At 65.5% G+C, this 25963-nt stretch carries 22 protein-coding genes; 17 read left to right on the top strand and 5 right to left on the bottom strand.

Going from position 1 to position 25963, the window contains the following annotated elements:
- Positions 1–113: 113 nt before the first annotated feature.
- On the bottom strand, positions 114–689 hold the full coding sequence (locus tag DBV14_RS22115) for a C40 family peptidase (protein WP_124462111.1): 576 nt from the start codon (positions 687–689) through the stop codon (positions 114–116).
- Positions 690–1011: 322 nt separating this feature from the next.
- Here DBV14_RS22115 and DBV14_RS22120 point away from each other — a divergent pair, with 322 nt between their 5' ends.
- On the top strand, positions 1012–2061 hold the full coding sequence (locus tag DBV14_RS22120; RefSeq protein WP_260397178.1) for a PQQ-dependent sugar dehydrogenase: 1050 nt from the start codon (positions 1012–1014) through the stop codon (positions 2059–2061).
- 18 nt (positions 2062–2079) lie between these two features.
- Here the strand turns inward: DBV14_RS22120 and DBV14_RS22125 are convergent, their stop codons facing one another.
- Together DBV14_RS22125 and DBV14_RS22130 are read right to left on the bottom strand one after the other, a co-directional pair.
- The gene (locus tag DBV14_RS22125) at positions 2080–2880 is read right to left on the bottom strand and encodes an alpha/beta fold hydrolase (protein ID WP_124462113.1); all 801 of its coding nucleotides are present in this window, start codon (positions 2878–2880) and stop codon (positions 2080–2082) included.
- A 10-nt stretch (positions 2881–2890) separates the two neighbouring features.
- Positions 2891–4513, bottom strand: a complete 1623-nt coding sequence (locus DBV14_RS22130; protein WP_124462114.1) for a 4-hydroxyphenylacetate 3-hydroxylase family protein — start codon at positions 4511–4513, stop codon at positions 2891–2893.
- 127 nt (positions 4514–4640) lie between these two features.
- Between DBV14_RS22130 and DBV14_RS22135 the strand changes: the two genes are divergently transcribed.
- The 9 genes from DBV14_RS22135 to DBV14_RS22175 all read left to right on the top strand — a co-directional run bounded on the left by DBV14_RS22135 (position 4641) and on the right by DBV14_RS22175 (position 16109).
- Positions 4641–5345 carry a TetR/AcrR family transcriptional regulator gene (locus DBV14_RS22135; RefSeq protein ID WP_124462116.1) on the top strand — a complete coding sequence of 235 codons (705 nt, stop codon included), beginning with the start codon at positions 4641–4643 and terminating at the stop codon, positions 5343–5345.
- 12 nt (positions 5346–5357) lie between these two features.
- Positions 5358–5963 carry an isochorismatase family protein gene (locus DBV14_RS22140; RefSeq protein WP_124462118.1) on the top strand — a complete coding sequence of 202 codons (606 nt, stop codon included), beginning with the start codon at positions 5358–5360 and terminating at the stop codon, positions 5961–5963.
- 87 nt (positions 5964–6050) lie between these two features.
- Positions 6051–8027 carry a propionate--CoA ligase gene (locus tag DBV14_RS22145; RefSeq protein ID WP_260397179.1) on the top strand — a complete coding sequence of 659 codons (1977 nt, stop codon included), beginning with the start codon at positions 6051–6053 and terminating at the stop codon, positions 8025–8027.
- Between the two features lie 179 nt (positions 8028–8206).
- A complete protein-coding gene (locus DBV14_RS22150; RefSeq protein ID WP_124462122.1) occupies positions 8207–11083 on the top strand; it encodes a 2-oxoglutarate dehydrogenase E1 component in 2877 nt (958 codons plus the stop codon).
- Between the two features lie 54 nt (positions 11084–11137).
- The gene (gene odhB, locus DBV14_RS22155; RefSeq protein ID WP_124462124.1) at positions 11138–12406 is read left to right on the top strand and encodes a 2-oxoglutarate dehydrogenase complex dihydrolipoyllysine-residue succinyltransferase; all 1269 of its coding nucleotides are present in this window, start codon (positions 11138–11140) and stop codon (positions 12404–12406) included.
- Between the two features lie 16 nt (positions 12407–12422).
- A complete protein-coding gene (locus DBV14_RS22160) occupies positions 12423–12902 on the top strand; it encodes a GNAT family N-acetyltransferase (protein ID WP_124462126.1) in 480 nt (159 codons plus the stop codon).
- Positions 12903–12917: 15 nt separating this feature from the next.
- Positions 12918–14348: a dihydrolipoyl dehydrogenase gene (lpdA, locus tag DBV14_RS22165; protein ID WP_124462128.1), complete on the top strand. Its 1431-nt coding sequence runs from the start codon at positions 12918–12920 to the stop codon at positions 14346–14348.
- A gap of 13 nt (positions 14349–14361) precedes the next feature.
- Positions 14362–15462 (top strand): cell division protein ZapE, encoded by a 1101-nt coding sequence (gene zapE, locus DBV14_RS22170; RefSeq protein WP_124462130.1) that lies wholly within the window; start codon positions 14362–14364, stop codon positions 15460–15462.
- Entirely contained in the window at positions 15459–16109 is a 651-nt protein-coding gene (locus DBV14_RS22175) for a hypothetical protein (RefSeq protein WP_124462132.1), read from the top strand. Before zapE ends, DBV14_RS22175 begins: the two co-directional genes overlap by 4 nt.
- Before the next feature lie 24 nt (positions 16110–16133).
- On the opposite strand, the gene DBV14_RS22180 is transcribed toward DBV14_RS22175, so the two are convergent.
- A complete protein-coding gene (locus tag DBV14_RS22180) occupies positions 16134–16907 on the bottom strand; it encodes a PP2C family serine/threonine-protein phosphatase (protein WP_124462134.1) in 774 nt (257 codons plus the stop codon).
- A gap of 104 nt (positions 16908–17011) precedes the next feature.
- Between DBV14_RS22180 and DBV14_RS22185 the strand changes: the two genes are divergently transcribed.
- Both DBV14_RS22185 and DBV14_RS22190 read left to right on the top strand, forming a co-directional pair.
- Complete coding sequence (locus tag DBV14_RS22185; protein WP_041943815.1) at positions 17012–17215, top strand: YdcH family protein; 204 nt, start codon at positions 17012–17014, stop codon at positions 17213–17215.
- Positions 17212–19275: an ATP-dependent DNA helicase gene (locus DBV14_RS22190; RefSeq protein ID WP_124462136.1), complete on the top strand. Its 2064-nt coding sequence runs from the start codon at positions 17212–17214 to the stop codon at positions 19273–19275. The genes DBV14_RS22185 and DBV14_RS22190 overlap by 4 nt, the downstream gene beginning before the upstream one ends.
- Positions 19276–19351: 76 nt before the next feature.
- Here DBV14_RS22190 and DBV14_RS22195 read toward each other — a convergent pair whose 3' ends face one another.
- A complete protein-coding gene (locus DBV14_RS22195) occupies positions 19352–20158 on the bottom strand; it encodes an outer membrane protein assembly factor BamD (protein WP_124462137.1) in 807 nt (268 codons plus the stop codon).
- Positions 20159–20265: 107 nt separating this feature from the next.
- Between DBV14_RS22195 and DBV14_RS22200 the strand changes: the two genes are divergently transcribed.
- From DBV14_RS22200 to rlmN, 5 genes are all read left to right on the top strand, one after another.
- Complete coding sequence (locus tag DBV14_RS22200) at positions 20266–21207, top strand: RluA family pseudouridine synthase (protein ID WP_260397182.1); 942 nt, start codon at positions 20266–20268, stop codon at positions 21205–21207.
- A gap of 132 nt (positions 21208–21339) precedes the next feature.
- Complete coding sequence (gene scpB / locus DBV14_RS22205; protein ID WP_124462139.1) at positions 21340–22332, top strand: SMC-Scp complex subunit ScpB; 993 nt, start codon at positions 21340–21342, stop codon at positions 22330–22332.
- Entirely contained in the window at positions 22329–24200 is a 1872-nt protein-coding gene (locus DBV14_RS22210) for a pseudouridine synthase (protein ID WP_124462140.1), read from the top strand. The genes scpB and DBV14_RS22210 overlap by 4 nt, the downstream gene beginning before the upstream one ends.
- A gap of 155 nt (positions 24201–24355) precedes the next feature.
- Positions 24356–24781, top strand: coding sequence for a nucleoside-diphosphate kinase (gene ndk / locus DBV14_RS22215; RefSeq protein WP_124462141.1), 426 nt, complete (start codon positions 24356–24358; stop codon positions 24779–24781).
- Between the two features lie 21 nt (positions 24782–24802).
- Positions 24803–25960, top strand: a complete 1158-nt coding sequence (gene rlmN / locus DBV14_RS22220; RefSeq protein WP_124462143.1) for a 23S rRNA (adenine(2503)-C(2))-methyltransferase RlmN — start codon at positions 24803–24805, stop codon at positions 25958–25960.
- The last annotated feature ends 3 nt before the right edge of the window (positions 25961–25963 follow it).

Consider the following 25963-nt stretch of genomic DNA (forward strand, 5'->3'; position numbering starts at 1 on the left):
CCAAGAATGACCCCGCATCCGCTCCCGAACCCAGGCAGCAACGTTCCAAACGCCCGAGCACAAAAGCAAAAACCCGCTGGCGGCGGGTTTCGGGACAAGTCAGCAAGGACCGTTCAGTTGCCGGTGTTCGCGACCGCTGCCGCCTTCACTTCTTCCGTCGGGCCGTTGAGCACACGACGCGCACCGTCGAAGCGACGTTGCCAGTAGCTGCCGTTCATGTCTTCCACGCGAACTTGTGCGCCGGAGCGGGGCGAGTGAATGAACTTGCCTTCGCCGACATAAATGCCGACATGGCTGAACGCGCGACGCATCGTGTTGAAGAACACCAGGTCGCCCGGCTTCAGTTGGCTGCGATCGATCTTTTCGGTTGCGGCGGCTTGCTCTTCGGCGCGGCGCGGGAGCATGTGGCCCACCGTCTGGTTGTACATCGCGCGAACGAAACCGCTGCAGTCGAAGCCGGCTTCCGCCGTATTGCCGCCGCGGCGATAGGGGACGCCAAGGAAACCGATGGCCGTGACCACCAGGTCGGAAGTTCGTTCGGCGACGGTTTGACGGACCTGCTGGAATTGCCCGACCAGACCCCTGTCGGCGAGCACGCGGGCCATCTCGTCATCGGATCGGTCCTGTGGAGGGGCTGCGTGGGCAGCGAGAGCAAACAGGAGGGACGCGGGTAGGACGAAAAAACGCATGGCGCGTAGGATATTGATGACGCGCGGTTATGTCAATTTAATCTGAATTAGCGATTGCATATGTAAGTCATTGATTTACATGGAAATTCTCGATCCCGCGGAAGAAAAAATGTAACGGTGGACGTTTATGGCCCATAAGTGATTGGCTGCCAATGGGCCTCGCGGTGGTGTGTGAAATAGTTGGCATGCTGGATTCGGTCGCTATTTCTCGCCAAGATCGCGTCAACTACCCGGAAAACCCATGAACTTGCAGAGCCCCGTGCCTTTTGGTGTCGTACGACGTCTTGTCTTTGTTGCCAGCCTGGGGTTTTGTGTCACTGCCATGGCGCAAGTGCGCCCAGAAACCGTCGCTTCCGGCCTTGAAAACCCCTGGGGCGTGGCTTTCCTGCCGGGCGGCCGCTTCGTGCTCACCGAGCGGCCTGGGCGCCTGCGACTCGTCGGTGCCGACGGAAAGATCGGCGCACCCATCACTGGGCTGCCCGCCATTGCGGCAGGCGGACAAGGCGGCCTGCTCGACGTGCTGGCCGATTCCGGCTTCGAGAAGAACCGCACGCTGTACTTCTGCTTTTCCGAGCCGGATGCCAGCGGTTCCGCCAACAGCACGGCGCTCGCGCGCGCCAATCTTTCAGCGGACGGCACGCGGCTCGAAGACCTGAAGATCATCTTCAGCCAGCAGCCCAAGGTGGCCAGTCGCAACCATTTCGGCTGCCGCATCGTCGAGGCGCGCGATGGCACGTTGTTTCTCACCCTCGGCGATCGCTTCAGCCGCAAGGAAGACGCGCAAAAGCTCGACAACCACCTGGGCAAGGTCGTGCGCATTGCCAAGGATGGCTCCGTGCCGAAAGACAACCCCTTCGTCGGCAAGCCCGGCGCGTTGCCCGAGATCTGGAGCTACGGCCATCGCAATGGGCAGGGCGGCACGCTCGCGCCCGACGGCCGTTTCTGGATGACCGAGCACGGCCCGCAAGGCGGCGACGAAATCAACATTCCCCAAGCCGGCCGCAACTACGGCTGGCCCGTGATCACCTATGGCGAGAACTACGGCGGCGGCAAGATCGGCGACGGCATCACCGCCAAGGACGGCATGGAGCAGCCGTTGCATTACTGGGTGCCGTCGATTGCGCCTTCCGGCATGGCGTTCCTGACGAGCGATCGCTACGGAGGGGCGTGGAAGGGCAACCTGTTCGTGGGCTCGCTCAAGTTCGGCTATCTCGACCGCATCGAGCTCAAGGGTGGCAAGGTGGTGGCCGAGCACAAGCTGCTGGCCGAGGGCAGGGCGCGCATCCGCGATGTGAAGCAGGGGCCGGACGGGCTGCTCTACGTGCTCACCGACGAGGCTGACGGCAAGCTGCTGCGCCTGCGACCGAACTGAACCAGCGCGAATGTCCCTCTAGACGGGGCAGCCCGGCAGCGGCAGCGTGGGAAGCATGCGCAGCCACAGGCGTTTCCACTCCGGCCAGTCGTGGCCGCCTTCGGTCGTGAAAACGCGCTCCGCGGGCAGCGCACCGGCAAGCAGGCGATGGCTGAAGGCAAAGCGGTCGTCTGTGCCATACCCCAGGTAGAGCGGAGGCCTGGCCGCCGCGGTCTGCGTGAAGCCGACATAGCCGCGCAGCCATTGCCACAGCTGTGTTTCGTTGGGCGTACGCGGCGCGGCTTCGGCGGGGTCGACCAGCGGGCCTTTCCATCGCGCAACGCCACCGGCATTGGCGATGTCGGTGCTCAACCCCCGTTCGCCGAGGTAGGGTGCGAGCGCCACCAGCCCCGCGAGTTCGCCGGGGTGCGTCTGCGCGTAGAGCAGCCCGCCGAAGCCGCCGACCGAAATGCCGACGAGCCAGATATTTTTGTAGCCCTGGCTGCGCGCTGGCGTCATCACGTCCGCGCTCAGGCGCTCGAGGATGGACTTGTCGTTGTAGTAGCCCAGGTGCGCATCGACCAGCACCACGTCGGCCGCCACCCGGTTGTTGCGCAAGGCCGCGACAAAGCCTTCGCGCTCGAACTCGTCGGGCGTCGAATAGGCGCCGGGCAGCATCACCAGCAGCGTGTCGATGTTGCGGGCGCAACTGCTTTTCTCGAAGCTGGTCGCCATGGGCACCGCGGTCTTGCGCACGCCGCCGCAGCCCAGCACCAGCAGCGTGGCGCCAAGCCCCAGGGCCGCCAGGCTGAGCCGCTTCTTCGAGAAAAAGGTCTTCATCCGGCGCAGTTTAGGTGCGCAGCGAGGCCGGCAGGTCGACCATCACAGGCTGGCCCGGCGTGGTGCAGCCGGTGTCGCAGCACTTGCCGGGCTGGCGGTTCCGGGTGATGGCGCGTGCGGGGTCGTGCGGCGCGGCGGCGGGCGATCCGTCGGCCGCGATGCCGCGTTCGAGGATGCGTTCCACCAATTCGACCTTCGAGCCGACCGGGTAGTTGCGCCAGATCTCCTGTTTCATGGCCGCCGGCGAGCCGCCGCCGTGCAGGCTGATCACGCTGTACCAGCCGCCCTGATAGCCGGCCGTCAGGTCTTCGATGAAGCGCGCCGTCTCGATGCGCTGCTCATAGGGAATGGCCGGGTTGGCGCGCAGCACGTCGGACAAGCGGGCGGCGGTCTCGGGGTTGTGGTCTTCGTCGGGGCCGGGCAGGGTGACGATCAGGCCGCCGCTCACGTAGTGGGCGATGCGGTGCATGTCGTAGATCTTCGTGGCCAGCAGCAGCTTGCCGATGTTGCTGAACACCGGGTCGGGCATGAAGACTTCGCAGTGCTCGTCGGCCTTGCCGTAGACGCTGGCCGCCACGCCGCAGGCGAAAAAGCTCTCGGTGATGGTGATGAGCTCGACCATCTGCTCGCGCAGGTGGCTTTCCTTGCCGGGGTCGAAGCCGTTGGCCTCGCACATGAGCGCGCCGGCGCCGATCAGCAGGTCGCCGAAGCCGGCGCGGGCGCCGATGCAGCTGTGGCGATGGTGCGTGGCGTAGCTGTAGGTCAGGTGGCCCGAGTGTTCCCACTCCCCGGCGTAGAACACGCGCTCCCATGGCACGAAGACCCGGTCGAACATGCACACGCCAGTGCTCTGGCCGTACTTGCGGCTGAACAGGGCGTCGCCGTGCTCCAGCTTTTCGCCGGGACGCCCGGCCGGGCGCGCGACGATGGTGAGGCCGGGTGCGTCGAGCGGCACGGCGCAGCAGACGGCGAAGTCGGCGTCTTCCTTGCCCATGTTGCGGCAGGGCATGACCAGCAGTTCATGCACATAGGGCGCGCCGGTCACGATGGCCTTGGTGCCCGAAATGACGATGCCGCGCGCGTTGCGCTCCACCACGTGCAGGTAGCTGTCGACGTTGGCCTGCTCGTGCGGCCGCCGGCTGCGGTCGCCTTTCGCATCGGTCATGGCGACGCCGAGCGTCAGGTCTTCGTCCTGGATGCGGTGCAGGTACTCGTAAAAGCGGGCCGTGTGCTCGGTGCTGCCGCGCGCGTCGTCGATGCGGGCCGACACCTGGGCGATGGCATTGAGCGCGTCGTGCGTCAGGTAGCGCTGGGCGCAGCCGGTTTCCTGGCAGACCAGCCGCACGGCTTCGAGCTTGTTGAGCAGGTCTCCCGAGCTGGTGTTGAGGTGCGAGAGCCGGTTCACCCGCTTGCCGCTGGTGTGCTGCACGGCGGTCATCAGGGGCTCGTATTCCTTTTTCAGGGCGTAGTCGTAGGTGAGGGCGATGGCATTGATGCCGGGCTGGAAGGCGGCTTCGTCGGCCACGCTCTCGACGCGGCGGCCGTCGACGAACACGGTGGGGCGGTAGCGGCGCAGCGACTCGCGGTAGTCGGCGCCGGACATGAGGGTGGCGGCGGAAAGTGGGGCGTTCATCGGGTGTTGTCTCCAGTGTTTTTCGGTTCAATTGATCGTAGACACAAATATTTGAACATCGTTCAATACTTAGATCAACGTTTGAAAAATTGATCGACAGCTCAATCTCGGCGCTATAGTGCCGCCCATGCATGCCAAGCTCCAGCGCCGCCAGACCCTTGCCGACACCCGCCGCGCGCTGGTGCTCGATGCCGCGCGAGCAGTGTTTGCGGAGGCCGGCATCGAGGGCGCGAGCATCCGCGAGATCGCCAAAAAGGCGGGCTACACGCCGGGCGCCATCTACTCGTACTTCGAGAGCAAGGAGGCGATCTATGCGGCCTTGCTCGACGAATCGCTGCTGCGCCTGCAGGCCGCAGTGGCCGAAGCGAAGGTGTTCAGCAGCCGGCCCGACAAGACCCTGGCGGCCAAGGCGCAGGCCTGGTTCGACTTCTATGCGGCGAACCCGCGCGACCTCGACCTGGGCTTCTACCTGGTGCACGGCATGCGGCCCCGCGGGCTGACCAGCGAGCTGGACCACGAACTCAACGACCGTCTGTATGACGCGCTGCACCCTTGCGAAGAAGCGCTTCGGGCGCTGGGCCTCGGCGCGGAGCTCGCGCTCCAGGAAAACACGGCGCTTTTTGCGCACGGTGTCGGCCTGCTGCTGATGCAGTACACCGGCCGCATCCGCATGTTCAGGCAGTCGGCCGATGCCTTGTTCAAGACATACCTGGCGCAATTGACACTGCGATCAGCCACCGTTGCGATCAACGAGGATGCGGCGGAGCCCGCGGCAGCCGGCCAACCCGATCTTTTCGGTGGTACGGTTCAGCCCAACTCAACCGATACCTGAAAGACACTGTTCATGCTGCTCGATGCCTCGCAATCCCAACTCGTGCTGGTCGACTACCAGGCGCGCCTGATGCCGGCGGTCTTCGAGAACGAGGCTGTTGCGAAGAACGCCGTGCGCCTCGCGACCATGGCGCAGTGGGTCGACGTGCCCGTATGGGGCACCGAGCAGAACCCGTCCAAGCTGGGCGAGAACCTGCCGGACATCCGCGCGCTGTGCAAGAAGACCCTGGCCAAGATGCATTTCAGCGGCGTGGAAGAAGGGCTCGGCGAATGGCTGCGCGCCCCGGCGAAGGCCGTGCCGCAAGGCAATGCCCGCAGCCTGCCCAAGCATCTGCAGAAGCCCGCCGCCGCGGCGGAAGAGCGCAACACCATCGTGATCGCCGGCTGCGAAGCCCATGTCTGCCTGCTGCAGACGGCGCTCGATCTGCTGGAAGACGAGTTCGAGGTCTGGGTCGTCACCGACGCCTGCAGCTCGCGCACCGAGCGCAACCGCGATGCGGCTTTCGACCGGCTGGCCGGTGCCGGCGCCGAACTGGTGACCACCGAGATGGTCGGCTTCGAATGGCTGCGCACCGCCGAACATCCGGCATTCCGCGATCTGCAAGCCCTGATCCGCTGATCCACTGAGTCGGGTCCGCCCCCGGAATGTGGGGCTGGGCCGGATTGTTCCGGTCGTCAGCTTGCTGCAAGATCGGTCTCCATAATTATGAATTCAGTTTTTGGCGAGGTCGCCGGAACGGAATACATACAGAACAGGAGACAGATCCCGATGAGCCGCTACGAAGAGTTCTACCGCCAGTCCGTGGATGCGCCCGAGGCCTTCTGGGCCGAGCAGGCCAGGCTGATCGACTGGGGAACGCCCGCCCAGCAGATCCTCGATGCAAGCCAGCCGCCATTTGCACGCTGGTTCGTCGGCGGCACCACCAACCTGTGCCACAACGCCGTCGACCGGCATCTGGCCGATCGGGGCGACCAGGCGGCGCTGATCTTCGTTTCCACCGAAACCGGCGTCGAGAAGAGCTACAGCTTCAAGGAGCTGCACGCCGAGGTGCAGCGCACGGCCGCCAGCCTGATCGAGCTCGGGGTGGGCAAGGGCGACCGCGTGCTCATCTATATGCCGATGATCCCGGAAGCCGCTTTCGCGATGCTGGCCTGCGCGCGCATCGGTGCGATCCACTGCGTGGTGTTCGGCGGTTTCGCCAGCGGCTCGCTGGCCACCCGCATCGAGGATGCCGAACCCAAGGTGGTCGTGAGTGCCGACGCCGGTTCGCGCGGCGGCAAGGTCATTGCGTACAAGCCGCTGCTCGACGAGGCGATCCGGTTGTCGAAGCACAAGCCCGACGCCGTCTTGCTGACGGACCGGGGCCTGGCGCCCATGGACCTGACTGCGGGCCGCGACCACCTGGCCAGCGAACTCCGGCAAAAGCACCTCGATGCCCAGGTGCCCTGTACGTGGCTGGCGTCCACCGACATCAGCTACACCATCTACACCAGCGGCACCACCGGCAAGCCCAAGGGCGTGCAGCGCGACGTGGGCGGCTACGCCGTGGCGCTGGCCGCGAGCATGAAGCACATTTTCGACGGACGGCCGGGCGAAACCTATTTCTCGACCAGCGACATCGGCTGGGTGGTGGGCCACAGCTACATCGTCTACGGCCCGCTGATCGCGGGCATGGCGACCATCATGTACGAGGGGCTGCCCACGCAGGGCATCGACCAGCAGCCCGATGGCGGCATCTGGTGGCGCCTGGTCGAGAAGTACAAGGTGACGGTGATGTTCAGCGCGCCCACCGCGGTGCGCGTGCTCAAGAAGCAAGACCCGGCGCTGCTGAAGAAATACGACCTGTCGACCCTGCGCGCGCTGTTCCTGGCCGGCGAGCCACTCGACGAGCCGACTGCGCGCTGGATCAGCGAGGGCCTGGGCGTGCCGATCATCGACAACTACTGGCAGACCGAATCGGGCTGGCCGATGATCACCATTGCCAACGGTGTCGAGCCCAAGGCCAGCAAGTTCGGCAGCCCGGGTGTTCCGATGTACGGCTACCGCATCAAGATCCTGCACGAGTCGACCGGCGAAGAACTCACGGGGGCCAACGAGAAGGGTGTTGTCGTGGTCGAAGGCCCGACGCCGCCGGGCTTCATGCAGACGGTATGGAAAGACGACGCGCGCTTCGTCAACACCTATTGGAAGAGCGTGCCGGGCAAGATGGTCTATTCGACCTTCGACTGGGGCATTCGCGACGAAGACGGGTACTTCTACATCCTGGGCCGCACCGACGACGTGATCAACGTGGCGGGCCACCGCCTGGGCACGCGCGAGATCGAAGAGAGCATTTCGGGTCATGCCAACGTGGCCGAAGTCGCGGTGGTCGGCGTGGCCGACGCGCTCAAGGGCCAGGTGGCGATGGCTTTCGTGGTGACCAAGGACGGGCTCGCCGCGACCGATGCCGACGCGGCACTCAGGCTCGAAGGCGAGATCATGAAAGTCGTGGCCGACCAGCTCGGCGCTCTGGCGCGGCCGGCCCGCGTGCGCTTCGTCACCGGCCTGCCCAAGACCCGCAGCGGCAAATTGCTGCGGCGCGCCATCCAGGCCGTGTGCGAGCAGCGCGACCCGGGCGACCTGACCACCATCGACGACCCCGCCACGCTGCAGCAGATCAAACAGTTACTTTCTTCGGTCTGAATGAGCAGGGGATGGGGTTGCGAAGCCCGCGTGAACCGTCATATGGTTGACGTGGCACAATGCCAAGGTACTCAGGCCCTTCCCCAGCCACAGTCGCATCCGCCAACCGGTTCAGCCGTGTCGCGGAAGGTTTCTTAACCAGCTAGTGCTTCCTTCAGGGAAGCGAAGGTCAGCGGATCATGAGCGATTCATCTACGCCCACGGCGTACACCGCCTATCAAGGCAACACCTACCTCTTCGGCGGCAATGCGCCCTATGTCGAAGAGATGTACGAAAACTATCTCTCCAACCCCGGCAGCGTGCCTGACAACTGGCGTTCGTATTTCGACGCCTTGCAGAACGTTCCCGCGGCCGACGGCACCAACACCCGCGACGTGCCCCACCTGCCGGTCATCAATGCTTTCGCCGAACGCGCGAAGCAGGGCACGACCAAGGTCGTGCAGGCCAGCGGTGCCGACTCCGAACTCGGCCGCAAGCGCACCGCCGTCCAGCAGCTGATTGCCGCCTACCGCAATGTCGGCGCCCGCTGGGCCGACCTCGACCCGCTCAAGCGTGCCGAGCGTCCCGCCATTCCGGAACTCGAGCCCTCGTTCTACGGCTTTGCCGATGCCGACCTCGAGACGGTGTTCAACACCAGCAACACATTCTTCGGCAAGGACACCATGTCCCTGCGCGACCTGCTCAATGCACTGCGTGAAACGTACTGCGGCACGATGGGTGCCGAGTACATGTACACCACCGACCAGAACCACAAGCGCTGGTGGCAGCAGCAGCTCGAAAGCGCACGCACCAACCCGAAGCTGAACGCCGAGCAGAAGAAGCACGTGCTCAACCGCCTGACCGCGGCCGAAGGCCTCGAGCGCTTCCTGCACACCAAGTACGTCGGCCAGAAGCGCTTCTCGCTCGAAGGCGGCGAAAGCTTCATCGTCGCGATGGACGAGCTGATCAACCAGGCAGGCGTCAAGGGCGTGCAGGAAATCGTGATCGGCATGGCCCACCGCGGCCGCCTGAACGTGCTGGTCAACTCGCTCGGCAAGATGCCGGCCGACCTGTTCGCCGAGTTCGATCACACCGCCCCCGAAGACCTGCCCAGCGGCGACGTCAAGTACCACCAGGGCTTCAGCTCGGACGTGACCACCCCCGGCGGCCCGGTGCACCTGAGCCTTGCGTTCAACCCCTCGCACCTTGAAATCGTGAACCCCGTGGTCGAAGGCTCGGTGCGTGCCCGCATGGACCGCCGCGGCGATCCGCTGGGCAAGCAGGTGCTGCCCGTGATCGTTCACGGCGACGCCGCCTTCGCAGGCCAGGGCGTCGTGATGGAAACGCTGGCGCTGGCCGAAACCCGTGGTTATTCCACCGGCGGCACGGTGCACATCGTCATCAACAACCAGATCGGCTTCACCACCAGCGACCCGCGCGACAGCCGCTCCACGCTGTACTGCTCGGACATCGTCAAGATGATCGAGGCGCCGGTGCTGCACGTGAACGGCGACGACCCCGAAGCCGTGGTGCTGGCCACCCAGCTCGCGCTGGACTTCCGCATGGAATTCCAGAAGGACGTGGTCGTCGACATCATCTGTTTCCGCAAGCTGGGCCACAACGAGCAAGACACGCCTTCGCTCACCCAGCCGCTCATGTACAAGAAGATCGCCCAGCACCCCGGCACGCGCAAGCTGTACGCCGACAAGCTGGCCGCTCAAGGCCTGGGCGACACGCTCGGCGACGACATGGTCAAGGCGCAGCGCGCGGCTTTTGACGAAGGCAAGAACACCGTCGACCCGGTGCTCACCAACTTCAAGAGCAAGTACGCCGTCGACTGGAGCCCGTACCTCAACAAGAAGTGGACCGACGCCGGCGACACCGCCATTCCGTCCACCGAATGGAAGCGCCTGGCCGAGAAGATCACCACGGTGCCGGCCGGCTTCACGGTGCACCCGCTCGTGAAGAAGGTGCTGGACGACCGCGCCGCCATGGGCCGCGGCGACGTGAACGTCGACTGGGGCATGGGCGAGCACATGGCTTTCGCCTCGCTGGTGGCCAGCGGCTACCCGGTGCGCCTGTCGGGCGAAGATTCGGGCCGTGGCACGTTCACGCACCGTCACGCCGTGCTGCACGACCAGAACCGCGAGAAGTTCGACACCGGCACCTACACGCCGTTGCAGAACGTCGCTGAAAACCAGGCACCGTTCGTCGTCATCGACTCGATCCTGTCGGAAGAAGCCGTGCTCGCGTTCGAATACGGCTACGCCTCGAACGACCCGAACACGCTCGTCATCTGGGAAGCCCAGTTCGGCGACTTCGTGAACGGCGCCCAAGTGGTGATCGACCAGTTCATCGCTTCGGGCGAAGTGAAGTGGGGCCGCGTCAACGGCCTGACCATGATGCTGCCGCACGGCTACGAAGGCCAGGGCCCCGAGCACAGCTCCGCACGCCTGGAGCGCTTCATGCAGCTGAGCGCCGACACCAACATGCAAGTGGTGCAGCCCACCACGGCCAGCCAGATCTTCCACGTGCTGCGTCGCCAGATGGTGCGCAACCTGCGCAAGCCGCTGATCATCCTGACGCCCAAGTCGCTGCTGCGCAACAAGGACGCCACCTCGCCGCTGGCCGAGTTCACCAAGGGCAGCTTCCAGACCGTCATTCCTGACAGCAAGGGCCTGAAGGCCGAGAAGGTCAAGCGCCTGGTCGCCTGTTCGGGCAAGGTCTACTACGACCTGGCCAAGAAGCGCGAAGAGCAGGGCACCGACGACGTGGCGATCATCCGCGTCGAGCAGCTGTATCCGTTCCCGCACAAGGCGTTTGCCGCCGAAATCAAGAAGTACCCGAACCTCGTCGATGTGGTCTGGTGCCAGGACGAACCGCAGAACCAGGGCGCCTGGTTCTTCGTGCAGCACTACATCCACGAAAACATGCAGGAAGGCCAGAAGCTCGGCTACTCCGGCCGTGCCGCTTCGGCATCGCCCGCGGTCGGCTACTCGCACCTGCACCAGGAACAGCAGAAGGCGCTCGTCGATGGCGCATTTGGCAAGCTCAAGGGCTTCGTGCTGACCAAGTAAAACCCGTCCCTTTTCACACGAACACCTTCAAGAACAAAACGGAGCTCACTCCAAATGTCTATCGTAGAAGTCAAAGTCCCCCAGCTTTCCGAATCCGTGGCCGAAGCCACCATGCTCACCTGGAAGAAGAAGGCCGGCGATGCCGTCGCCGTCGATGAAATCCTGATCGAGATCGAGACCGACAAGGTCGTGCTCGAAGTGCCTGCCCCCTCGGCCGGCGTGCTGACCGAAATCGTGCAGCCCGATGGCGCCACCGTGGTGGCCGAACAGCTCATCGCCAAGATCGACACCGAAGGCAAGGGCGCAGCCGCCGCGCCGGCAGCAGCACCCGCCGCCGCAGCAGCACCGGCTGCAGCCGCACCTGCGCCGGCCGCCGCGGCAGCCGCTGCCACCGGTGGTTCGAAGTCCGACGTTGCCATGCCCGCCGCCGCCAAGCTGCTGGCCGACAACAACCTGAAGACCGGCGACGTTGCAGGCACCGGCAAGGACGGCCGCGTCACCAAGGGCGACGTGCTCGGCGCGGTTGCTGCTGGCGCCAAGCCCGCGGCCACCATTGCCGTGCCGGCCGCCAAGCCCGCGCTGCCGCAAGTCGCGGCATCGGCTGGCGCACCCGACCTGGGCGAGCGCCCGGAACAGCGCGTGCCGATGAGCCGCCTGCGCGCCCGCATCGCCGAGCGCCTGCTGCAATCGCAATCGACCAACGCCATCCTCACGACCTTCAACGAAGTGAACATGGCCCCGGTCATGGACCTGCGCAAGAAGTTCCAGGACGCGTTCACCAAGGAACACGGCGTGAAGCTCGGCTTCATGAGCTTCTTCGTGAAGGCCGCGGTGCACGCGCTCAAGAAGTACCCGGTGATCAACGCCTCGGTCGACGGCAACGACATCCTGTACCACGGCTACTTCGACATCGGCATTGCTGTCGGTTCGCCGCGTGGCCTGGTAGTGCCGATCCTGCGCAACGCCGACCAGATGAGCTTTGCCGACATCGAGAAGAAGATTGCCGAGTACGGCAAGAAGGCGCAAGACGGCAAGCTGGGCATTGAAGAAATGACCGGCGGCACGTTCTCGATCTCGAACGGCGGCACTTTCGGCTCGATGCTCTCGACGCCGATCATCAACCCGCCGCAGTCGGCCATCCTGGGCGTGCACGCCACCAAGGACCGCGCCGTGGTCGAAAACGGCCAGATCGTCATCCGCCCGATGAACTACCTGGCCATGAGCTACGACCACCGCATCATCGACGGCCGCGAAGCCGTGCTGGGCCTGGTCGCCATGAAGGAAGCGCTGGAAGATCCGTCGCGCCTCTTGTTCGACATCTGATCCACGCGCGCTGCCGATGGAGTGGTATTGCAAGCCTTTCGACGCTCTCACGGCGTCGGAGCTCTACGCGATTCTGTCGGCGCGCAGCGAGGTCTTTGTCGTGGAGCAGCGCTGCGTGTACCTCGATCCGGACGGCAAGGACGCGCAGGCGCACCACCTCTTCGCAATGGACAGTGTGGACGGCGTGGACGGTGCGCAGGGCCTGCCGCAGTTGGCTGCGTACCTGCGGCTGCTGCCACCCGGCGTGTCGTACGAAGAGGCCTCGATCGGACGCGTGCTCACGGGCACTGCGTACCGTGGCCGGGGCCTCGGGCAAGAGCTTTTGAACAAGGGGCTCCTGCATGCGGACCGGTTCTGGCCAAACGCCGCGTTGCGGATTGGCGCACAGGCGTATCTGCAAAAGTTGTATGAGTCGGCAGGCTTTGCCACAGTGGGCGAGCCCTACGACGAAGACGGGATACCGCACATCGAAATGGTGCGGCGCATTCATCACTAAATTTTCGGAAATCAAATGACCACCAAGCAATTCGATGTCATCGTCATCGGTGGCGGCCCCGGCGGCTACATCGCCGCCATTCGCGCCGCTCAACTCGGCTTCAACGTGGCCTGCATCGACGAGTGGAAGAACGCCAAGGGCGGCCCCGCACTCGGCGGCACCTGCACCAACGTCGGCTGCATTCCCTCGAAGGCGCTGCTGCAATCGTCGGAGCACTTCGAACACGCCGGCCACGGCTTTGCGGACCACGGCATCAACGTGTCGGGCCTGTCGCTGGACATCGGCAAGATGCTGGCCCGCAAGGACCAGGTCGTGAAGCAGAACAACGACGGCATCACCTACCTGTTCAAGAAGAACAAGATCACCTCGTTCCACGGCCGCGGTTCGTTCGTGAAGGCCGCTGAAGGCGGCTACGAAATCAAGGTCGCGGGTGCGGCCGAAGAAACCATCGTCGGCAAGCACATCATCGTGGCGACGGGCTCCAATGCCCGCGCGCTGCCGGGTGCCGCATTCGACGAAGAGAACATCCTGTCGAACGACGGCGCGCTGCGCATGGGCGCCGTGCCCAAGAAGCTCGCGCTGATCGGCTCGGGCGTCATCGGCCTGGAGATGGGCTCGGTGTGGCGCCGCCTCGGCTCGGAAGTCACGGTGCTCGAAGCACTGCCGACCTTCCTGGGCGCGGTGGACGAGCAGATCGCCAAGGAAGCCAAGAAGGCGTTCGACAAGCAGGGCCTGAAGATCGAGCTCGGCGTGAAGGTCGGCGAGATCAAGTCGGGCAAGAAGGGCGTGTCCATCGCCTGGACCAACGCCAAGGGCGAAGCGCAGACGCTGGACGCCGACAAGCTGATCGTTTCGATCGGCCGCGTGCCCAACACCATCGGCCTGAACCCCGAAGCCGTGGGCCTTGCGCTCGACGAGCGCGGTGCGATCAACGTCGACGGCGACTGCAAGACCAACCTGCCGAACGTCTGGGCAATCGGCGACGTGGTGCGCGGCCCGATGCTGGCGCACAAGGCCGAAGAAGAGGGCGTTGCCGTGGCCGAGCGCATTGCCGGCCAGCACGGACACGTCAACTTCAACACCGTGCCGTGGGTCATCTACACGCACCCGGAAATCGCATGGGTCGGCCAGACCGAGCAGCAGCTCAAGGCCGAAGGCCGCGCCTACAAGGCTGGCACCTTCCCGTTCCTGGCGAACGGCCGCGCACGCGCGCTGGGCGACACGACCGGCATGGTCAAGTTCCTGGCCGATGCCACGACCGACGAGATCCTGGGCGTGCACATGGTGGGCCCGCAGGTCAGCGAGCTGATCTCCGAAGCCGTGGTGGCCATGGAGTTCAAGGCCAGCGCCGAAGACATCGCACGCATCTGCCACGCGCACCCGTCGCTGTCGGAAGCCACCAAGGAAGCGGCACTCGCCGTGGACAAGCGCACGCTCAACTTCTGAACGCGCTGATCCATTGACCAGCGTCAAAGAGGCTTACGAAAAGGAACTCGCCGCGCGCGGGTTCCACAGCGATCCGGCGCAACTGCGCGCCGTGGAGGCGCTGGACCGCTGCGCGCGCGAATGGGCCGACTACAAGGCCCAGCGTTCCAATGCGCTGAAGAAGTTCATCAACCGGCCCGAGCTGCCGCGCGGCGTGTACATGTACGGCGGCGTCGGGCGGGGCAAGAGCTTCCTGATGGACCTGTTCTTCAACGCCGTGCCGCTTCGGCGCAAGACGCGCCTGCACTTTCACGAGTTCATGCGCGAAGTGCACCGCGAGCTGCGCGAGCTGCAGGGCACGGTCAATCCGCTCGACGAGCTTGGATTGCGAATTTCCAAGCGCTACAAGCTGATCTGCTTCGACGAGTTCCACGTCGCGGACATCACCGACGCGATGATTCTTCATCGGCTGCTGGTGGCGTTGTTCGAGAACGGCGTGGGCTTTGTCACCACCTCCAATTTCAAGCCCGACGACCTGTATCCCGGCGGGCTGCACCGCGACCGCATCCTGCCTGCGATTGCGCTGCTCAACGAAAAGCTCGAAGTGCTGAGCGTGGACAACGGCACCGACTACCGGCGCCGCACGCTCGAGCAACTGCGCATGTACCTCACGCCGAACGACGCGTCGGCCGAAAAGGAAATGCGCAAGGCCTTCGACAAGCTGGCCGAGACGGCCGACGAAAACCCGGTGCTGCACATCGAGCAGCGCGAGATTCGCGCACGGCGCAAGGCCGGTGGCGTGGTCTGGTTCGACTTCAAGACGCTGTGCGGCGGTCCTCGCTCGCAGAACGACTACCTTGAAATTGCCAGCCAGTTCCACACGGTGCTGCTGTCCGACGTGCCGCACATGCCGGTGCGCATGGCTTCCGAGGCGCGCCGTTTCACCTGGCTGATCGACGTCTTGTACGACCGCCGCGTGAAGCTCATCATGTCGGCCGAGGTTCCGCCCGAGGCGTTGTACACCGAGGGGCCGCTGGCGCACGAGTTTCCGCGCACGGTTTCCCGGCTCACTGAAATGCAGTCGAGCGAGTTCCTTGCCCTCGAACGCCGCATCGTCGACACCCGACTCACATGAAAAAAATCGCACTTGCCCTGTTGATGTCGTTGGCCAGCCTTCCGCTCTGGGCGCAGTCCAATGCGGCGTCGGGCAGCGCCGACCTGGCGGCCGAGCGCAACAGGCTTTCCGCCGAGCGCGCGGTCATCGAGCAGCGCTTCGTGCAGGAGCGAACCGCCTGCTACAAGAAGTTCGCGGTCGAAGACTGCCTGCGCGAGAGCCGCGACCGGCGCCGCACGGAAACCGACAACATCAAGCGGCAGGAAACGGCGATCAACGACATCCAGCGCCAGCGCAGTGGTGCTGCCGAGTTGCAGAAGCTGGACAAGAAGGCGAGCACGCCGCGCCCCGAAGATTCACGCGAGAAGCGCGACCAGTCGATCCAGAACCAGAAAGACCGCGAGCAACGCTCCACGGACCATGCGACCAGCCGGGCCGCCACGGCAGCGGAGTCGGCCGAGCGTGCGCGCCAGTTCGAGTCCAAGAAGCAGGCCAACGCCGACGAGCAGGCCAAGGCCGCGCAGCGCCAGGCCGAAGCGCCGGCCGCGGTGTCGCGCTATGAAGACAAGCAGAGAAGGGCCGCGGAGCACCGGGCCAGTCGCGAGCGCCAGAACATCGACCGCAGCAAGCCGCGCGGTGCGCCGCTGCCACCGCCGCCAGCGCCTTGAGCGAAGCGCGGGGCGGCGCGTCGATCAGGCGACGGCCGCTGGCAGCGTATCGAGCTTCAGCACGGCAATCGAAATGTTGTCGCCGGTGCCACGGGCCCGGCGGCGTGCTTCTCCCACCAGGATTTCAACGGCATCGCGCGGCGGCTGCGCGTAGAGCACGCTCGCCAGCTCCTCGGGGCTGAAGTAGTGCCAGAGCCCGTCGCTGCAGGCCATCAGCAGGTCGCCCGGTTCCATCTTCGGAATGTAGTGAGGGTCGATGGGCGGCGGCGTGGTCGTCATGCCCAGGCAGCCGAGCAGGATGTTGCCCTGCGGATGGATGTTGGCCTCGGCTTCGCTGATCTGGCCCCGGTCGATCAGTGCCTGTACGTACGAATGGTCGCGCGTGCGCTTGATGAGCTGGCCGTCGTGGAAGTGATAGATGCGCGAGTCGCCCGCATGAATCCACGCGCAGTCGCCCTTCGGGTTCATCAGGAAGGCTGCCAGCGTGCTGTGCGGCTCCTGCTCGCTCGAGATGGCGGTGAGCTTGATGACCGTGTGCGAGTCTTCCAGCATCTGCCTGAGCACGAGCTCGGGATCGTCGCGGCCGGGCTGGTAGCGCGTGAAGAGCTGGCGTGCCGTCATCAGCACCTGGTCGGACGCCTTGCGCCCACCGCTGCGCCCGCCCATGCCATCGGCGACGACGCCCAGCACGCAGCCGGGCACGCGCGGATGGCTCATCAGCAGCACCTGGTCCTGCTGGTAGGGGCGGTCACCCTTGTGGAGTCCGGTGGCCGCGGCAAGTCGAAAGCCTTGAGTCATGAGGCATATGCGCCTGTAGCGCGTTTTCTGTCTTCTCGGAGATTCGGGTCAGGACGTATTATCGAATGAACATGCGACGCGAAAACTGCGTTCGCTCCCCACCGTTGGACTCCAATCTTCACTCCCTTTCCCGCCAGCTGATCGAACTGCGCATCGAGCATGCCGATCTCGACGCCACCATCGACCGGCTGGCCGAGGCCTCGCCCCAAGACGAGCTTCTGCTGCGGCGCCTGAAAAAGCGCCGCCTCGCGTTGCGCGACCAGATCACGCGCGTCGAAAACATGCTCGACCCGAGAGAACCCGCGTGACCGAAAGCCTCGAGGACAAGGTGCGCGAAGCCTTCGCGCCGGAAGGTGCTCTGTCGCGTGCCGCCGACCAGTTCCGCGAACGCTCGGGCCAGACCGAAATGGCCATGGCGGTGGCCCGCACCATCGACCAGGGCGGCGTGCTGGTGGTCGAAGCGGGCACCGGCGTGGGCAAGACTTTTTCGTACCTCGTGCCGGCCTTGCTGAGCGGCGAGCGCGTGCTGCTGTCGACCGCCACCAAGACGCTGCAAGACCAGCTGTTCGGCCGCGACCTGCCGCGGCTGGTCGAAGCTTTCGGGCTGCCCGTGCGAACGGCGCTGCTCAAGGGGCGCGGCAGTTACCTGTGCCTGCACCGCCTCGACACGGCGCGCCACGATGCATCACTGCCCGAACGTGGCAGCCTGCGCACGCTCGCCAAGATCGAGCAATGGTCGAAGGCCACGCGCACCGGCGACCTGGCCGAACTGCCGGGACTCGACGAGCGTTCGCCGCTGATTCCGCTGATCACGTCCACGCGCGAAAACTGCCTGGGCGCGCAGTGCCCGCAGTTCAAGCCGTGCCACGTCAACCTGGCGCGGCGCGAGGCGCTGGCGGCCGACATCGTGGTCATCAACCATCACCTGTTCTTTGCCGACCTCGCGGTGCGCGAGACCGGCATGGCGGAGCTGCTGCCGACGGTCAGCGTGGTGGTGTTCGACGAAGCCCATCAGCTCAACGAAACCGGCGTGCAGTTTCTCGGCGCGCAGCTCGGCAGCGGCCAGGCACTCGACTTCGCGCGCGACATGCTCGGTGCGGGCCTGCAGCACGCGCGCGGGCTGGTCGACTGGCAGCAGCTGGTGGCGGGTGTCGAGCGCGCCGCTCGCGAACTGCGGCTGGTTGTGGGCAAGCAATGGCCCGGCACCAAGCTGCGTTGGCTCGGGCCTTCGCCGGAAGGCATCGATCCCGATGCCTGGCAGCAATCGCTCGACGACCTGCAGCATTCCTTCGAGCTGGCGGCCGAGGGGCTCGACACGGTGAGCGAAATCTCGCCCGACTTCGTGCGCCTGCACGAGCGCGCGCGGCAGCTCGCCAAGCGCACGGCGCGCTTTGCCTTGCCCTGCGAGGTCGACTCGGTGCGCTGGGTCGATGTGGGTTCGCAGTTGCGGCTGATCGAGTCGCCGCTCGACATTGCCGATGCCATGCGCAAGCGCGTGCTCAAGATCGCCGACCCCGAGGCCGAGTTGGAAGTCGATGCCTATGGCGAGGAGATCGCGCGCGAGGAGCCACCGCCGCCGGAAGATGGTGGCCGGGCCTGGGTCTTCACCTCGGCCACGCTGGGCGACGAGCCCACGCTGCGCTGGTTCACCGAACCATGCGGCCTGCGCGATGCGGAGGTGCTGCGCGTGCAGAGCCCGTTCGACTACGCATCGCAGGCCGCGCTGTACGTGCCGCGTGCGTTTCCGAAGCCGAACGATCCCGCGCACAGCCAGCGCGTTGCGCAACTGGCCGCGCATGGCGCCACCGAACTGGGTGGCCGCACGCTGGTACTGACGACCACGCTGCGTGCCTTGCGCACCATTGGCGATGCAATGAAGCAGCAGTTCGAGCTGCTTGAAGCCGAGTTGCGGCCTGAGGTGCTGGTGCAGGGCGAGTTGCCCAAGCGCGTGCTGATGGACCGCTTTCGCGAAGGCGCAAGCGGGGGGCGCGCGGGCTGCGTGCTGGTGGCGTCGGCCTCGTTCTGGGAGGGTTTCGATGCACCGGGCGATGCCCTGCAATTGGTGGTGATCGACAAGCTGCCGTTCCCGCCGCCCAACGATCCATTGGTCGAGGCACGCTCGCAGCGCCTCGAAGCGCAGGGCCGCAGCTCGTTCAGCGACTACTCGCTGCCCGAAGCGGCCGTGGCGCTGAAGCAGGGGGCAGGGCGGTTGATCCGGCGCGAAACCGACAGCGGCGTGCTGGCGATCTGCGACACGCGCCTGGTCGCGATGGGCTACGGGCGCCGGCTGCTGGCGGCACTGCCGCCGATGCGGCGCCTGGACAACGAATCGGATTTCAACGCCGCGTTGGAAGCACTCAAGCCCTGAAACGAATCAGCCTCCCGAAGGAGGCTGAATTCAGAGGCAAGCAATGCCGGGTGTCAAGCCGGCAGGCTGTTCCGGCTTACCAGACCTTCCACCACGGATCGTCCTTGCCACGGAAGCCGTTGGCGAGGTAGGTGCTTTGCGGGTAGTTGGTGGTCAGCACGCGTTGCGCGTCGTCGCGCAGTTCCTTCATGCCCAGTGCGTCGTACGACTTCACCATGATGTACAGGGCTTCTTCGAGCGCCGGCACTTCGCGGTAGTCGGCCAGTGCGATCTGCGCCCGGTTGATGGCGGCCAGGTAGGCGCCGCGCGTGTAGTAGTAGCGAGCTACGTGAACTTCGTACTGCGCGAGCGAGTTCACGATGTAGTTCATGCGCTGGCGCGAGTCGGGTGCATAGCGCGAATCGGGGAAGCGCGTGACCAGGTCCTTGAAGGACTCGAACGATTCCTTGGCGGCCTTCTGGTCGCGCTCGGACAGGTCCTGGCGCGTCAGGAACGCGAACATGCCCAGGTCGTCGTTGAAGTTGATCACGCCCTTGAGGTAGATCGCGTAGTCCAGCGCCGGGCTGGCCGGATGCAGCTTCATGAAGCGGTCGATGGTGGCGATGGCGTTCGCCTTTTCGCCCGACTTGTACTGGGCATAGGCCTTTTCCAGCTGGGCCTGCTGCGCGAGCGGCGTGCCGGCGGCGCGGCCTTCGAGCTTCTCGTAGAGCGGCACGGCCTTGTCGTAGGCACCCGATCCGACCTCGTCCTTGGCTTCGGAATAAATGCGGTTGGGGCTCCAGCTCGCGGTCTTGTCTTCCTTGGTGGAAGAGCAGCCGGCTGCAAGCATGGCCGCTAAGCCGAGCGCGATCCAGGTAGGGACCGATAATTTGGCGCGAAACATCACATACGGCTTTCGTGAAACAGTTGCCCTCAATTATATCGACCGGCCCTTCGGGCAATACCCCTGAAACTGCGGAGGCGGCCGAACACGAGGACGGCGCCGACCCGATCGAGCCCAGCGAACTGCGGCCTTTCGTGGTGGACCCGGCCCAGCACGGCCAGCGGCTCGACCGGGCGCTCGCTGCGCTGGTGCCCGAATTTTCCCGCAGTTACCTTCAGCAACTGATCGAAGCCGGCGCTGTGGAGTTGCAGGGGCGCACGCTCACCAAGGTCTCGGCCACCGTGAAGGCGGGGCAGGCCGGCCGCATCGAATTGCGGCCCACCCCCCAGAGCCAGGCCTTCCGCCCCGAGGCGATGGATCTCGTCACGGTGCATGAAGACGAGCATCTGCGCATCATCGACAAGCCGGCCGGGCTGGTCGTGCATCCGGCGCCGGGCCACTGGAGCGGCACGCTGCTGAACGGGCTGCTGGCGCTCGACCCGAAAGCCGTGCTGCTGCCGCGCGCCGGCATCGTGCACCGGCTCGACCGCGATACCAGCGGCCTGATGGTGGTGGCGCGCACACGGGCCGCCATGGACGCGATGGTGGCGCTGATCGCCGCGCGCGAGGTCAAGCGCCAGTACCTGGCCATGGGGCACAAGCCATGGGTCGGCGCCGCCGCCCGGCAGGTCGATGCGCCCATCGGCCGCGACCCGCGCAACCGGCTGCGCATGGCCGTGGTCGACCTGGAACGTAATTCGGGCAAGACCGCGCGCACGCTGATCGAGCGGCTCGACAGCCATGCCGACGGCTGTGCCGTGCGCTGCACGCTCGAAACCGGCCGCACCCACCAGATCCGCGTGCACATGGCGTCCATCGGCCATCCGCTGGTGGGCGACGCGCTTTATGGCGGCGCACCGGCTGTCGGGTTGACGCGCCAGGCGCTGCATGCCTTCAGGCTGGCCTTCGTGCATCCGGTCACGCAGGCGGCGATGGAGTTCCGCTCGCCGCCACCGCCCGACCTTGCCGAGGCTTTGCAGTCCTGGGGGCTGGACTACAATCGCGCCTGACGGCCCGAGGGCCTCGCCGGCCCCTCGATGCCGGCCCTGCGTTGCACTCGCCGCGTGCCGGCAACGCCTCCTTCTTCTTTCATCCTTCTGAACAAGCGTCGACCAGGCGCCTTTTCCCGGATAACGCGAACCATGAATACGGCGGATGCCAAGCGCATTCTCGAAACCGCCTTGATCTGTTCGAGCCAGCCGCTGCCGGTGCGCGACATGCGCGTGCTTTTCGACGACGAGCTGGGCGTGGACACCATCAAGGTGCTGTTGCTTGAATTGCAGGAAGACTGGGCGCAACGCGGCCTGGAGCTCGTGAGCGTCGGCAGCGGCTGGCGTTTTCAGAGCCGGCCCGAGATGCGCGACCACCTCGATCGGCTGCACCCCGAGAAGCCGCCGCGCTACACGCGCGCCGCCCTCGAGACGCTGGCCATCATTGCCTACCGGCAACCGGCCACGCGCGGCGACATGGAAGACATCCGTGGCGTCACGATCAATTCGCTGATCCTCAAGCAGCTTGAAGACCGCGGCTGGGTCGAGGTGATCGGCCATCGCGAAACGGTCGGCAGGCCTGCGCTCTACGCGACCACGCGGCAGTTTCTCGACGACCTGGGGCTGGCCTCGCTCGGTGAGTTGCCGCTGATCGAAACGCCGGCGCAGCAGGCTGCGCTGGTCGATGCGCTCGAGCAGGCGTCTGGCCATCAGGCCGACCTGCCGATCGATGGCGCGGGTGACGCAGAAGTATCTCTGGATGCTGTTGCGGGGGCGGGCCAGGAAGAAGTCCTGTTGGCGGTTGCGGAGGCGGGAGTGGCATTGCCAGCCGGCGAAGTGACCGACGAAGAGCCTGTTCCTGTTGCGTCGCAGCAAGAAGATGCGCCAGCCGATGAATCGGCGGCTGTCGAAGCGGCGCCTGAAATCATCGAAGCCGTCGAGGCACAGGTTGCCGACAACGCCGCTGCGGCCGAAGTGGCAGAAGTTGCCGAAGCGCCGCTTGAAGCCGAGGCGGCTTCAGAACCAGAGCTCGTGGCAGAACCAGAGTTCGCCCCAGAGCAAGAGCTCACCACAGAGCCAGAACCCGACACCACGTCTCCGGACGAGGTCGATCCCCACGCAGTTTCTCCCGGAAAAACCTCATGAGCCCATCCGACACCGACGACGCGGCACTGCCGCCGGTCGAGCCCGAAGTCAAAAAGAAGAAAAGGGCAGCCGCGCCCAAGAAGGCTGCGGACGGTGCTATCGAATCGGTAGCGCCTGAGGCCGTCGCGCCGGTGGAAGCCGAGGAGCCGAAGAAGCCGCGCGCGCGCAAGAAGAAACCGGTCGAGCAACCCGTGGCCGACGAAGCCGCACCTGCGCCTGAAGCGGCGCAGGTGGAACTGGCTTCCACCGAAGTGATCGAGCCCGCCGCTGCCGTGGCAGTCGCCGCGCCGGTCGTTGCCGAGGCGGCTGAAGAAGACCGAGCCCCCGCGCCGGTCGAAGCAGCGCGTCAGGCGCCCCAGCCAGAAGTAGTGGCAGCCGATCGCGACAACAGCCGCGATGACCAGGACGATGGCGACGACGAGGACGAAGAAGAGCCCGACGAGGAAGAAGACGACCTCGACCGTGCCCGCCGCGCTGCCGAGCGCGAGCAACGCAATGCGTTGCCGCCGGAGCCGATCCGCTTTGCCGACGTCATTTCCGGCCAGTTCGACGCCGACGAGGAAAGCCCTGAAGTCCCACCGCTCAAGCGCGTGCTGCTGCCCGAGGCCGATTCGCCCAAGCTGCACAAGGTGCTGGCGCAGGCCGGCCTGGGCTCGCGGCTTGAAATGGAGGCGCTGATTCTCCAGGGCCGCATTTCGGTCAACAACGAGCCGGCCCATATCGGGCAACGCATTCAGTACGGCGACCAGGTCAAGATCAACGGCAAGCCGATCCGCTATCGGATTGCACCGCCGCCGCCGCGCGTCATCGCGTACCACAAGCCGACCGGTGAAGTCGTCACGCACGACGATCCGCAGAACCGGCCCACCGTGTTCCGCAAGCTGCCGCGCCTGCAGCAGGGCAAGTGGCAATCGGTCGGCCGACTCGACCTGAATACCGAAGGCCTGTTGCTGTTCAGCAGCTCCGGCGATCTTGCCAACCAACTCATGCATCCGCGCTTCGGCCTGGAGCGCGAGTACGCGGTGCGCGTGCTGGGCAAGCTCAGCAGCGAAGAAAAGCAGAAGCTGCTCGACGGCGTTCGCCTCGATGACGGCATGGCCCAGTTCGGCACGATCGAAGAGGGCGGTGGCGAAGGCTCGAACTGCTGGTACCGCGTGACCATTTCCGAAGGCCGCAACCGCGAGGTGCGGCGCCTGTTCGAGTCGGTGGGCCATGCGGTCAGCCGGCTGATCCGCATCCGCTACGGCGCGATGGTGCTGCCGCGCGGCCTGAAGCGCGGTGCCTGGATGGAGCTCGACGAGCGCGACATCCGCGCGCTGTTCCAGGCTTCCGGTGGTGCGGCTGCGCGCCCCGCGGGTCCGCCGCAGCGCGGCCCGGGTGGCCCCGAAGGCGGTGGCCGCAACGGCCGCAACAAGAAGCGCCGCGGCAACCGCAACGGCGGTGCCGGTGGTGGCCAGCCGCAGCAGCAACGAGAGATGCGCGACCCGCGCGACGAAGGGCGCGAAGCGCCCATCCCGAGCCCGTTGGGCGACGGTCGTCCGCCGCGCGGTGACCGCGGTGGCCGTGCCAATCGTGGTGGCGGCAATGGCGGTCCTCCGCAAGGGCAGGGACGCCGCGGTGGCGGCGGTGGCAACAACCGCCAGGGCGGCGGCAATCGCCAGCAGGGCGACGACCGTCAGCCAAGCGGCGCCAACCAGCCGGATCCGATGAAGACCTCGCTGGGCTACATCGGCGCCGACAGCTTTTCGCGCCAGCGCAAGGAGCAACGCGGCGGCCCGGGTGGCCGGCGTGGTGGCGGCGGAGGCGGTGGTGGTGGCTTCGGCGGCCAGGGTGGTGGAGGCGGCGGTGGCCGCCGCCGCGGGCGCTGAAAAAAGCCTGCCGCTGCAGCGCGGCCTTTCGCGGGGTTTTCACCAACCCCGAGGGCTGCGCCGGTTAAAATCAGAGGCTTTGTCGACATGTGGCGCAACAAACTCGTTGCAGTTGTGACAAAACACTTCAAAATCAAAGCTCAGAAAGCATTTCAATGGCTATCGAACGTACCCTTTCCATCATCAAGCCCGACGCCGTCGCAAAGAACGTCATCGGCAAGATCGTTTCCCGCTTCGAAGCTGCCGGCCTCAAGATCGTCGCCGCCAAGCTGGTGCACCTCTCGCGCAACGAAGCCGAGCAGTTCTATTCGGTCCACAAGGAACGTCCTTTCTTCAAGGACCTGGTCGAGTTCATGATCTCCGGCCCCGTGTTCGTGCAAGTGCTCGAAGGCGAAAACGCCATCGCCAAGAACCGCGACCTGATGGGCGCCACCGACCCCAAGAAGGCAGCCGCCGGTACCATCCGCGCCGACTTCGCCGACAGCATCGACGCCAACGCCGTGCACGGTTCGGACGCCGCTGAAACCGCAGCGAACGAAGTCGCGTTCTTCTTCGCCGGCCTCAACGTCTACGCACGCTGAAGCCGTCTGCCGACTGATTTCATGACCACGGCCAATCTGCTCGAATTCGATCTCGAGGGGCTGGCCGCGTTCTGCGAAAAACTCGGCGAGAAGAAATTCCGCGCCACGCAGCTGTTCCGCTGGATTCACCAGCGTGGCGCCAGCGACTTCACCCAGATGACCGATCTGGCCAAGTCGCTGCGCGAAAAACTCGCGACCACCGCGCGCGTCGAGGCCTTGCCGGTTCTCACGCAGCACGAATCCAAGGACGGCACGATCAAGTGGCTGTTCGACGTCGGTGACGGCAATGCCGTCGAAGCCGTATTCATTCCCGAAGACGACCGTGGCACCTTGTGCGTGTCGTCTCAAGCCGGCTGTGCGGTCGGTTGCCGCTTTTGCTCCACGGGGCATCAGGGCTTCAGCCGCAATCTCAGCACGGGCGAAATCGTCGCCCAGCTGTGGTTTGCCGAACATTTCCTGCGCAAGCACCTGAAGCGCACCGAGCGCGTCATCTCCAACGTGGTGATGATGGGCATGGGCGAGCCGCTGCAGAACTACTCGGCGCTGGTGCCCGCATTGCGCACCATGCTCGACGACAACGCTTACGGGTTGTCGCGCCGCCGAGTCACCGTGTCGACCTCGGGCGTCGTGCCCATGATCGATCGGCTGGGCACCGATTGCGCGGTGGCCATGGCCGTCTCGCTGCACGCACCCAACGATGCACTGCGCGACGACCTCGTGCCGCTCAATCGCAAGTACCCGATTGCCGAACTGCTCGAGGCCTGCAAGCGCTACCTGGTGCACGCGCCGCGCGACTTCATCACCTTCGAGTACTGCATGCTCGACGGCGTGAACGACCAGCCCGAGCATGCGAAGCAGCTGATCGAGCTCGTGCGCACGCATGGCGTGTCGTGCAAGTTCAACCTGATTCCCTTCAACCCGTTTCCGGCCTCGGGCCTGCTGCGCTCGCCGCAACCGCGTGTTCTGGCATTCGCCAAGGCGCTGAGCGAAGCCGGCCTGGTGACGACCGTGCGCAAGACGCGCGGCGACGACATCGATGCCGCCTGCGGGCAGCTCGCCGGCGACGTCAAGGACCGCACCCGCGCCGCCGAGCGCATGGCACAGCGCCGTGCGAGCAGCGAGCGCCCCATTGTTCTGCATCCGGTCCGCAAGACCTCTACCGTCTCCCAGGAGCACTGAAGC

It is taken from the genome of Variovorax sp. KBW07 (assembly GCF_003852515.1).
Classification (GTDB): Bacteria; Pseudomonadota; Gammaproteobacteria; order Burkholderiales; family Burkholderiaceae_C; genus Variovorax.

Excerpts from the sequence above, each read along its gene's own strand:
- DBV14_RS22115 (WP_124462111.1), bottom strand. The coding sequence starts at position 689 with ATGCGTTTTTTCGTCCTACCCGCGTCCCTCCTGTTTGCTCTCGCTGCC.
- DBV14_RS22120 (WP_260397178.1), top strand. The coding sequence starts at position 1,012 with ATGGCGCAAGTGCGCCCAGAAACCGTCGCTTCCGGCCTTGAAAACCCC.
- DBV14_RS22125 (WP_124462113.1), bottom strand. The coding sequence starts at position 2,880 with ATGAAGACCTTTTTCTCGAAGAAGCGGCTCAGCCTGGCGGCCCTGGGG.
- DBV14_RS22130 (WP_124462114.1), bottom strand. The coding sequence starts at position 4,513 with ATGAACGCCCCACTTTCCGCCGCCACCCTCATGTCCGGCGCCGACTAC.
- DBV14_RS22135 (WP_124462116.1), top strand. The coding sequence starts at position 4,641 with ATGCATGCCAAGCTCCAGCGCCGCCAGACCCTTGCCGACACCCGCCGC.
- DBV14_RS22140 (WP_124462118.1), top strand. The coding sequence starts at position 5,358 with ATGCTGCTCGATGCCTCGCAATCCCAACTCGTGCTGGTCGACTACCAG.
- DBV14_RS22145 (WP_260397179.1), top strand. The coding sequence starts at position 6,051 with ATGAATTCAGTTTTTGGCGAGGTCGCCGGAACGGAATACATACAGAAC.
- DBV14_RS22150 (WP_124462122.1), top strand. The coding sequence starts at position 8,207 with ATGAGCGATTCATCTACGCCCACGGCGTACACCGCCTATCAAGGCAAC.
- odhB (WP_124462124.1), top strand. The coding sequence starts at position 11,138 with ATGTCTATCGTAGAAGTCAAAGTCCCCCAGCTTTCCGAATCCGTGGCC.
- DBV14_RS22160 (WP_124462126.1), top strand. The coding sequence starts at position 12,423 with ATGGAGTGGTATTGCAAGCCTTTCGACGCTCTCACGGCGTCGGAGCTC.
- lpdA (WP_124462128.1), top strand. The coding sequence starts at position 12,918 with ATGACCACCAAGCAATTCGATGTCATCGTCATCGGTGGCGGCCCCGGC.
- DBV14_RS22175 (WP_124462132.1), top strand. The coding sequence starts at position 15,459 with ATGAAAAAAATCGCACTTGCCCTGTTGATGTCGTTGGCCAGCCTTCCG.
- DBV14_RS22180 (WP_124462134.1), bottom strand. The coding sequence starts at position 16,907 with ATGACTCAAGGCTTTCGACTTGCCGCGGCCACCGGACTCCACAAGGGT.
- DBV14_RS22195 (WP_124462137.1), bottom strand. The coding sequence starts at position 20,158 with ATGTTTCGCGCCAAATTATCGGTCCCTACCTGGATCGCGCTCGGCTTA.
- scpB (WP_124462139.1), top strand. The coding sequence starts at position 21,340 with ATGAATACGGCGGATGCCAAGCGCATTCTCGAAACCGCCTTGATCTGT.
- DBV14_RS22210 (WP_124462140.1), top strand. The coding sequence starts at position 22,329 with ATGAGCCCATCCGACACCGACGACGCGGCACTGCCGCCGGTCGAGCCC.
- ndk (WP_124462141.1), top strand. The coding sequence starts at position 24,356 with ATGGCTATCGAACGTACCCTTTCCATCATCAAGCCCGACGCCGTCGCA.
- rlmN (WP_124462143.1), top strand. The coding sequence starts at position 24,803 with ATGACCACGGCCAATCTGCTCGAATTCGATCTCGAGGGGCTGGCCGCG.